This window comes from Sporomusa sp., assembly GCF_035561255.1.
In the GTDB taxonomy this organism is placed as follows: Bacteria; Bacillota; Negativicutes; order Sporomusales; family Sporomusaceae; genus Sporomusa.
Map to the genome: position 1 here is coordinate 1 of NZ_DATMXX010000094.1, position 9,641 is coordinate 9,641.

Annotated in this window: 8 protein-coding genes; 7 read left to right on the forward strand and 1 reads right to left on the reverse strand. The window is 41.9% G+C overall.

The window, feature by feature from the left end:
- The 4 genes from VN379_RS05615 to VN379_RS05630 form a co-directional block, all read left to right on the forward strand.
- Nucleotides 1–1,909, forward strand: a 1,909-nt coding sequence (locus VN379_RS05615) for a DNA translocase FtsK (protein WP_325531678.1), incomplete at its 5' end; no start/stop codon positions are given.
- A gap of 47 nt (nucleotides 1,910–1,956) precedes the next feature.
- Entirely contained in the window at nucleotides 1,957–3,009 is a 1,053-nt protein-coding gene (gene mnmH / locus VN379_RS05620) for a tRNA 2-selenouridine(34) synthase MnmH (RefSeq protein ID WP_414714960.1), read from the forward strand.
- Between the two features lie 5 nt (nucleotides 3,010–3,014).
- Nucleotides 3,015–3,758, forward strand: a complete 744-nt coding sequence (locus VN379_RS05625) for a helix-turn-helix domain-containing protein (RefSeq protein ID WP_325531682.1) — start codon at nucleotides 3,015–3,017, stop codon at nucleotides 3,756–3,758.
- Nucleotides 3,759–3,778: 20 nt separating this feature from the next.
- Complete coding sequence (locus VN379_RS05630; protein ID WP_325531684.1) at nucleotides 3,779–5,677, forward strand: YgiQ family radical SAM protein; 1,899 nt, start codon at nucleotides 3,779–3,781, stop codon at nucleotides 5,675–5,677.
- Here the strand turns inward: VN379_RS05630 and VN379_RS05635 are convergent.
- Nucleotides 5,674–6,066 (reverse strand): hypothetical protein, encoded by a 393-nt coding sequence (locus VN379_RS05635; protein ID WP_325531686.1) that lies wholly within the window; start codon nucleotides 6,064–6,066, stop codon nucleotides 5,674–5,676. The genes VN379_RS05630 and VN379_RS05635 overlap by 4 nt on opposite strands.
- Nucleotides 6,067–6,254: 188 nt before the next feature.
- Between VN379_RS05635 and VN379_RS05640 the strand changes: the two genes are divergently transcribed.
- The 3 genes from VN379_RS05640 to VN379_RS05650 form a co-directional block, all read left to right on the forward strand.
- Nucleotides 6,255–7,289, forward strand: a complete 1,035-nt coding sequence (locus tag VN379_RS05640; RefSeq protein ID WP_325531688.1) for an ABC transporter substrate-binding protein — start codon at nucleotides 6,255–6,257, stop codon at nucleotides 7,287–7,289.
- A 14-nt stretch (nucleotides 7,290–7,303) separates the two neighbouring features.
- The gene (gene rimO / locus VN379_RS05645) at nucleotides 7,304–8,632 is read left to right on the forward strand and encodes a 30S ribosomal protein S12 methylthiotransferase RimO (RefSeq protein ID WP_325531690.1); all 1,329 of its coding nucleotides are present in this window, start codon (nucleotides 7,304–7,306) and stop codon (nucleotides 8,630–8,632) included.
- 167 nt (nucleotides 8,633–8,799) lie between these two features.
- The coding region (locus tag VN379_RS05650) for a CinA family nicotinamide mononucleotide deamidase-related protein (RefSeq protein WP_325531692.1) at nucleotides 8,800–9,641 on the forward strand (842 nt) is incomplete at its 3' end.

A 9,641-nucleotide genomic window follows, 5' to 3' on the forward strand; every position in this document is an offset into this window, starting at 1 on the left:
CTTATATTTTATGGCTTTAGCAATTTATCATCATATTAAAATTTCTGTCGGTCAGGAGATCTTACCTGAAAGTTTAATATCAGGCGGGGGATTTGCCGGTGGGATGATGCTTTTTTCATTACGCAAACTGTTAGGTGTACATGGCTCGATCATTGTTTTGTCTGCATTGTTTCTTTGTTCATTACTAATGGCAACAACGTGGTCTCTGGCTGAAACATTAGTAAGTGCCAAAGATAAAGCTGTAGAAAGCTTGATTTCTGCTAGAGAGGCGATTGCCGCCTCAACTGAAACCATATTTCAGGAATCAGATGAAGACAAGCGTCAACCCGTGTTTTATGACCATCAGCGTGATGCTAAACCCGAGTTCGCCGCTGCGCCTGTCCGGGAAGCTGCGGCAGATTCTTTTACAGCTGCTTATACTTCTCAATCCGAGCCGGCAGAATCATCTGAGCTTGCCGTAGTTAGACCGGCGGTTACCGATATTAACCCAGCGTATGGGTTGCCGCCATTATCATTGTTAAAGAAGCCAAACCGGCCTCGATTGACCAAGGTGCCGAAAGAGGTTGCCGACAATGCCCGTATCTTAGAACAAACGTTAGATAGTTTTGGTGTGAGTGCCAAAGTCATAAATACGTGTCAAGGGCCGACGGTTACCCGCTATGAACTTGAACCGGCTCCCGGGGTAAAAGTGAGTAAAATAGTAAATTTGTCAGATGATTTGTCACTTAAGCTTGCATCATCAGGTGTTCGTATCGAAGCGCCTATTCCCGGTAAAGCGGCTATTGGTATCGAAGTACCTAATAAAGAATTATCCGGTGTTGCTTTGCGGGAGGTGCTGGAGGCTGACGAATTTCAGCGTTCTTCATCCGGCCTAACAGTCGCTTTAGGCAAGGATATTGCAGGGCAGCCTATTGTGGCTGATTTGGCTAAAATGCCGCATTTACTGGTAGCTGGTGCTACTGGCTCAGGTAAAAGTGTTTGTATTAATACGCTAATAACAAGTGTATTGTTTAAAGCACGTCCTGACGAAGTGAAGTTAGTGTTGATTGATCCTAAGATGGTGGAATTGTCGAATTATAATGGCATACCGCATTTGTTAACACCTGTTGTAACAGATGCTAAAAAGGCTGCAGCTGCTTTAAACTGGGCCGTGCAAGAAATGGAACGTCGATATGAAGTTTTTGCAACCGCTGGGGTGCGTGATATTTCACGCTATAATGAGCTTCACGCTGAAGGGCGGTTGCCACTAATCCTTATTATTATCGATGAGCTTGCTGATTTAATGATGGTGGCTCCTGTTGATGTTGAGGATGCCATTTGCCGCCTGGCCCAAAAAGCAAGGGCTGCTGGCTTGCATTTAGTGCTTGCCACGCAGCGCCCCTCAGTTGATGTTATTACTGGAACGATAAAAGCTAATGTACCATCGCGGATTTCTTTTGCTGTTTCATCACAGGTTGATTCGCGAACCATCCTTGATATGGCCGGAGCTGAGAAACTCCTGGGAAAAGGTGATATGCTTTTTTATCCTGTTGGAGCTTCAAAACCACTCCGTGTTCAGGGGGCTTTTATTGGTGATGCCGAGGTTGAGGATTTGGTAACTTACATTAAAGAGCAGGCTGAACCCGAATATACAGATGGCATAACTACCGTAGAAACTGGGAGTACAGGTAAAGAGGAATCCACCCATTTTGAGGACGATCTATTGGAAGAAGCCGTGCGCATGGTACTTGAAACAGGACAAGCTTCTGTTTCTATGTTGCAACGAAAATTTCGTATTGGGTATACGCGTGCTGCTAGATTAATTGATACGATGGAAGAAATGAAAATTGTTGGACCCAATATAGGTAGTAAAGCAAGGGAAATTATTATGAATTCGGAACAAGTTTATACAAGATATTTTAAAAAATAAGTTTGTTGCAGCGCTTATAGCATTTGTGGCAGGGTAGAATAGTAATGGTGATAATATTGAATAACATTATTAAAGTAGAAGACTCAGTAATCCTTGATTGCCCAGCTTTTATAGATGTGCGTTCACCGGAGGAATATTCCATGGGCCACATTCCGGGTGCAATAAATATTCCTTTATTTAATAATGCTGAGCGGGCTCACGTCGGAGCAACTTATAAACAAATAGGCATTGAAGAAGCCAAAGATCTAGGGTTGACAATTGCTTCACCAAAGTTGCCTGATATCGTTGGTCAAGTTCGTCAGATCTATAAATCAGGACAACAGGTTGTGATCTACTGCTGGCGAGGCGGAATGCGTTCCAAGTCAATTGTAAACATACTTGGGATGATGGGAGTTCCAGCCCCTCAGCTGTTAGGTGGTTATAAGGCCTATCGCCAATATGTGTTAGATAGATTGCGAACTTTTGTGGTTAAGCCAGTAATAGTAGTTCTTTGTGGTTCAACTGGTGTTGGCAAAACAATAATCCTAAATCGGTTGGCAAGAAGAAATATTCCATCAATTGATTTAGAGGAACTGGCTAATCACCGTGGATCTGTTTTTGGACAGATTGGATTAGGGAAGCCGGCAACAGCCCAAAATTTTGACGCCGAGCTGCTGGCGAAACTCAATAAACTTAATAACCAACCTTATATCGTGGTTGAATGCGAAAGCAAACGTATTGGTAATGTCTATTTACCAGAGGCTTTGTTTAATGCAATGCGACAAGGTAAGAATTTGCTGTTGTCTGCTAATATTGAGTTAAGAGTAGATAGGTTAATTGCGGAATATATGGACATGTGTGGTAATAATCACGAAGCAATAATTGCTGGTATTCAATCGCTGCGCAAACGTATTGGTAATAAAAAAACCGACCAAATATTAGATTGGTTTAAGTCTGGTATGATACGTGAGGTTGTAAAAATATTGCTTTTGGATTATTATGATCCGATGTATGGCTATGAAAAGACAGACCCTTCTAATTATGATACATGCGTGAAGGCTGATGACGTGGAGCAGGCTACAGACGATATAATCCAATACTTACAAGAGTTGGGGAGGTAGTTGTTTTGCAAACAGTAGGGGAGATCTTACGCGCTGAACGTGTTAAAAGAGGCCTATCGATAAAAGATATAGAAAGTGCTATAAGTATCAGGGCGCTTTATCTTGAAGCTATTGAAGAAGGTAACTATAGCATTATCCCCGGTGAAGTGTACTTGAAGGGTTTTATCCGTAATTATGCAACTTTTTTAGGTCTTGATTCGCAGCAAGTAATGGAGGTATATCGGCAGAATAAAGACCAGATTAATGAGGATACCCTAACTGTAAATCAGGTAGAGACAATACCCGGACCCCCATTAAATAATAGCGGGGGATTGACAAAGTGGTTTATTATTGGGATTGTGGCGGCTGGTGTGGTCGCTGGAGTAGCTTGGTGGTCATCTGGAGCCCCAAAACCAGAGACGCCTCCTGCTGCTCAAAAACAACCAGAACAAGCGACCCAACAGCAGTCTTCTCAGCCAATTACGCCAAGCCAGTCTGCCTTGCCGGCAAAACCAGCCAGCAAAGTTATCATAACTGCTAAGTATAATGCGCAGTGCTGGACACAGATAATTGCAGATGGCAAAGAGATATATGAAGGTATTCCCAAAAATGGCGAGTCATTTACATGGGAAGCAACAACTAAACTTACCGCTAAATTTGGCAATGCCAGTGCTGTTGATCTGGTATATAACGGCATTGTTGTGGGGAAAATTGGGGGTAGTGGCGAAGTTGTTGCTAAAACATTCACTTTAAACGGTATTACTCAATAGAAGCGAGGAATTACATCAATATGACTGATTTTTTACCAACGACCCGTGAAGATATGGCTAAGCGGGGCTGGGAGCAACTGGATTTCCTGTTTATCAGCGGAGACGCGTATGTTGATCATCCCAGTTTTGGTCCAGCTATTATCTCACGGCTGTTGGAAAAATATGGATATAAGGTTGGGATAATCTCCCAACCAGATTGGCGTTCAACAAATGATTTTAAAAGATTAGGCAAGCCCCGGATCGGGGTATTAGTTTCAGCAGGCAACCTTGATTCCATGCTGAATAAATATACCGCTGCTAAAAAATACCGCAGTACTGACAATTATTCGCCCGGGGGCCAGGCAGGACGCAGGCCTGAACGGGCGACAATTGTTTATTGCAACCGGATAAGAGAGCTATGGAAGACCATCCCGCTGATTATTGGCGGGATTGAAGCAAGCTTGAGGCGGTTCGCTCATTACGATTATTGGTCAGATAGTGTTCGCCGCTCGATATTAATTGATAGTCGGGCCGATCTGTTGATTTATGGCATGGGTGAAAAACAGATAAAAGAGTTATCTGAGCAGTTATCTGCTGGGATTAGTATAGATAATATTCGTGACATCCAAGGAACCTGCTATCGGACAGAGTCATTAGATCATCTTTGGGAATATACTGAAACCCCAAGTTTTCAAGATGTAAGCAATAATAAACAAGATTTTGCAGAGGCCTTTAAAACTCAATATTTAGAGCAGGACCCTATCCGGGGGAAAACAATAGTCCAGAATCATGGTGAGTATTATGTAGTACAAAATCCACCTGCCAGGCCGCTTTCTACACAGGAAATGGATGAGATCTACGATTTGCCGTATCAACGTACCTATCACCCGGATTACATAGCAGCTGGTGGTATCCCGGCTATTCAGGAAGTAAAGTTTGGTATTGTCAGTCATCGTGGCTGTTATGGCAGTTGTTCATTTTGTGCTTTGTATGCACATCAAGGCAGAATAATACAAAGCCGGAGTAAAGAATCCATATTGCAGGAAGCCCGGCAAATTACTAAATTACCTGACTTTAAAGGTTATATACATGATGTAGGGGGGCCTACCGCAAATTTTCGGCAACCAGCCTGCGACCATCAAGCAGACCGGGGAACCTGCCGGGGTAAGCAATGTCTATTTCCTGCCGCTTGTAAAAGCCTAAATACCAACCATAATGACTATCTGGAACTACTTAGGGCGATACGGAAAATACCGGGTATTAAAAAAGTGTTTGTCCGCTCAGGGTTGCGTTATGACTATCTTTTGGCTGCCAATGACATGGAATTTTTGCGGGAGCTATGTGAGCATCATGTCAGTGGCCAACTAAAAGTAGCCCCTGAACATATCTCGCCCAAGGTTACTAAATTAATGGGTAAAGCGGGTAAGGAAACTTACCTGAAATTTAAAAAAGCCTTTGAGCAGGCAAATAAGGATTTGGGGAAAGAGCAATATTTAGTGCCATACTTTATGTCCAGTCATCCTGGTGCAGGGCTCAAAGAGGCCGTTGAACTGGCGGAATTTTTGCGTGATACCGGTTACAACCCGGAACAAGTGCAAGACTTTATTCCAACCCCAGGCAGTTTGTCAACCTGTATGTATTACACAGGGATAAATCCACTTACCAGGGAAAAAGTGTATGTTGCGAAAACTCCTCATGATAAACGGCTCCAGCGGGCGTTGTTGCAATATCGTGACCCCAAAAACCATGAGCTTGTGTATGAAGCATTGACAACAGCGGGGCGCCCGGATTTAATCGGCTATGAGCCTAAATGTCTAATTCGCCCGCTAAAAAACAGACAATATAACATAAGTAAGGGGCCGAGTGGAAAAGTTGAGAAACGAAGGCCTTTAACAGCCACAAGAAACAAAACAAAAATAAAGCAGACTAGAAGATCCTAGTCTGCTTTATTAATAAGACCAAATGCGCGTCGGCAATCGTCTGATAAGAGATACATGCCAATTAAGCCATGCGGGACTATCGTTATAACGCCCATTGTCATGTTATGACCAAACATAATTATGAAGCCAATAACTACGAAAATAAAAGACAGCACCAGTTCAAATAAGCGCGCCCAACGTTTAAGTTTTAATAAACCAAGGGCAGGGACTGCGTATAACAACAATGCCCCTAATGAATTTAAAGCTGCCTGTAGATTTTTTTGCACTATACCATCATATACACCAAAAGCATATCCAATCGCGACAAGTAGCAAAAAAGCTATTATGAAAAGCAGGCGAATAGTTAAATCAGGATGAAGGAAAGACCACCAGGTGGGTCTTTCTGACATAATAACAACTCCTTTCATGATATCTAATTTTACCATAAAATCATGTGTTTTAGAATAAGCTGGTTTTATGTACTATGGGTTCTGGAATTTTGAGGATTAATGGGACTTGCATAACGGTGAAAAAAAAGGTATAGTATATATGTTTGCCTTAACTATTTATCCTATATACCTATAAGCGGAGGTAACATATGAAACGTTATCTACCATTATTATTGATATCGTTTTTTTTAATCATATTGGCGATAGCCGGAACCACGTATCTAGCAGGGTATGCAGGCAAAGAAAACAAAGACAGTCTGACAACAATTACAGTTTATACTACCTTGCCAATTGAACAGGTGTCCGTTTTAGCGCAGGAATATGAGAAGCTGGCAAAAGTCAGAGTTAATATTGCACCGCTTACCGAAAAGGAACTGTTTATTAAACTAATTGAAGAATCTTCAAATCCACAAGCTGATCTGATCCTTGCTAACCGTAAAACCCTGAAACAAGCCAAAAATAGTGCACTGTTGATACCGTACCAATCAGAATACACCGATATAATACCAACAGGATTTCAAGACACTGATGGCTACTGGACTGGTGTTTGGTATGATCCGATAATCTTTGCCGCTAACCAGGATTATTTGAGAAAAGCAGCTAAAAAACCATCGAAGTGGTCTGACTTACCTTTAGAATCTAAAGTAAGATTTGGTATGACTGATTTTCTGGCAGCTGATGCTGCGGCTAATCTTTTATATACGTTAGTTGCGGCTAATGGCGAAGCGCAGACATTGAGTTTCCTCAAAAAGTTGCACCCCCAAATAGTTCAGTATGCTAAATTTTTGGCAACCCCGGCGCGAATGGCCAGTATGGGTGAAGTTGATATTGCTATTGTTGTTCATAGTGAAGCGATGCGGTATGCGAGGGATGGTTTTCCGATAGAGATTATCTATCCTGAAGATGGAACAGCTTATTTGTTGACAGGGGTAGGTTTAATTAGAGGGACTACCCATGGCTCAGAAGCCAAACAATTCATTGATTGGTTGACTCAGGCCGGAGCACTTGCTGCTATGGCGCAACAAAAATTTTACTTTGTGCCGACAAACCCGGAAACCCGTATGGGCAGGGAATTCATGGCTAAAGACATACCATTACTTGACCATCATGATATGTATTTGCCTGAACAACAACGCAAACTATTAAATAAATGGGTCCAGGCAGTACGTCTGGGGATACAATAAGGAGGGCCGTAATTATGCTTACAGCAGGATTTGTTAGTTTAGGATGTGCCAAAAATCTTGTTGACACTGAAATAATGTTAGGAATTTTGGCTGATAATAATATACACATTACAGACGACCCTCATGCTGCGGATATTTTAATTGTTAATACTTGTGGTTTTATTGATTCTGCTAAAGAAGAATCAATCTCGACAATTATTCAAATGGCTGATTTTAAGCAGGCTGGAAAATGTCGTGGTGTTATTGTAGCTGGATGTTTAGGGCAGCGTTACCAACAAGAGTTGTTAGATGAACTTGCTGAAGTATCGGCAATTGTTGGTACTGGAGCATGGCATCGTATTATGGAGGCAGTTCAGGCTGTTCTTGCCGGTGAGCGAGTTTTGCTCATTGGGGAAACAGATACCATTTATGACGAAACAATGCGGCGTATCACCACTACACCAGCTTACAGCGCCTATGTAAAGATTGCAGAAGGCTGTAGCAATTGTTGTTCGTATTGTGTCATTCCTCTGGTACGGGGCAAGTATCGAAGCCGTTCGATAGAATCAGTTATAAGTGAGATACAAAAGCTTGCCGAGCGGGGAGTCAAGGAGATAAATCTTATTGCACAAGACACGACAAGTTATGGTCGTGATCGTTATGATAAACCGCAATTAGCAATGCTGTTAAAAGAACTAGTAAAGATTGAAGGTATTGTTTGGATTAGGTTGTTGTATTGTTACCCTAAGTATTTTAACGACGAGCTTATTGAGATTATTGCCAATGAGCCGAAAATCTGCAAGTACATTGATTTACCACTCCAACATGCTGATGATGAAATACTGACTGCTATGAATCGTCGTGATACACGCGAAGAGATTGAGAGACTATTAGAAAAAATTCGTACTGCTATTCCGGGCGTTGTTATTCGTACTTCTTTTATTGTCGGATTTCCCGGCGAGACTGATAGTCATTTTGAATTACTTAAGCAATTTATGATTAAGCAAAAGTTCGAGCGGGTCGGTGTATTCACTTATTCCCAGGAGGAGGATACTCCTGCCGGAATTTTAGAACAACAGATACCAGATAATGTTAAGGATGAGCGTTATCATGAATTAATGGCACTACAATGCCAAATATCTGAAGAATTAAATCGTGATATGGAAGGCAAGGTGCTGGCTGTATTAATTGAAGGTTATAACCCTGAGCAGCCTGATGTAGCGTTTGGCAGATCCTATAGAGAAGCCCCTGATGTTGACGGGCGCATTTATGTAGAAAATGCCGGCAGCTTGTCGCCGGGTGAGATGGTGCAAGCTCAAATTGTACAGGGATTCACTTATGATTTGCTGGCTGAGAGAAAGTGATACTGGCTGCATACTAATATAATGCAGGCTTAAAATAGTAGAGACTGCCAAGCTCTGCTATTTTTTGTTAAATATTTGTTGCTAAAAGGTAATTTTTGTGACAAAGTGCATTAATTAAAGGGAATTATTAATTATGCCGCGAATGCATAATGTTAGGAGGGAATGAGATGATTGTAGAATTAGTGAGTACTGGTACTGAGCTGCTCTTAGGTCAGATCATAAATACTAATGCCCCTTTTTTGGCTGCTCGGCTAAATGAGCTGGGTTTTAGTGTGTTATATCAGACTAGTGTTGGCGATAATCGTGAGCGAATGAAAAATGTGTTGAGGACGGCTTTAGAGCGGGCTGATATTGTGATAACAAGTGGCGGCTTAGGCCCTACTCAAGGTGATATCACTAAAGAAGTAACGGCTGCACTGTTAAACAAATCAATGTATTTCCACGAAGATAGTGCTGAGCGGATAAAACGTTATTTTGCCGAACGTCGTATATGTATGTCAGATAATAATTTGCGGCAGGCTATGATGCCCGAAGGCGCGAAGATTGTCGAAAACACTTGCGGTACAGCACCGGGAGTTATTGTTGAAGACCAAACAGCAGGAAAAATAATAATCAATTTGCCAGGACCGCCGCATGAATTATCCGCAATGTTTGAAACCTCAATTGCTCCATATCTTAAAGAAAAGTATGGTGTTCAAGGCGCTATTGTATCTAAAGTGTTGCGTACATATGGCTTAGGAGAATCGGCACTAGAAGAAAGAATCAAGAAATATATTTTGTCTCAATCTAATCCAACACTTGCCTTACTGGCGAGGAATGGTGAAATTCATGTCCGCATTACTGCACGCGCTGCTAGCGAAACCGACGCGTTGCAATTGATTGTAAATCTTGAGGGGCAAATTCGTCCGCTGATAAATGAATATATCTTTGGTATTGATGATGAAACCATGGAAAAGTCTGTGGGAAGTTTACTTTTGGCCAAAGATTTGACAATAGCGTTAGCAGAATC

What these genes read in the sequence shown, in the direction of transcription:
- VN379_RS05635 (WP_325531686.1), bottom strand. Translation starts at nt 6,066, where the DNA reads ATGTCAGAAAGACCCACCTGGTGGTCTTTCCTTCATCCTGATTTAACT.
- VN379_RS05630 (WP_325531684.1), top strand. Translation starts at nt 3,779, where the DNA reads ATGACTGATTTTTTACCAACGACCCGTGAAGATATGGCTAAGCGGGGC.
- rimO (WP_325531690.1), top strand. Translation starts at nt 7,304, where the DNA reads ATGCTTACAGCAGGATTTGTTAGTTTAGGATGTGCCAAAAATCTTGTT.
- VN379_RS05640 (WP_325531688.1), top strand. Translation starts at nt 6,255, where the DNA reads ATGAAACGTTATCTACCATTATTATTGATATCGTTTTTTTTAATCATA.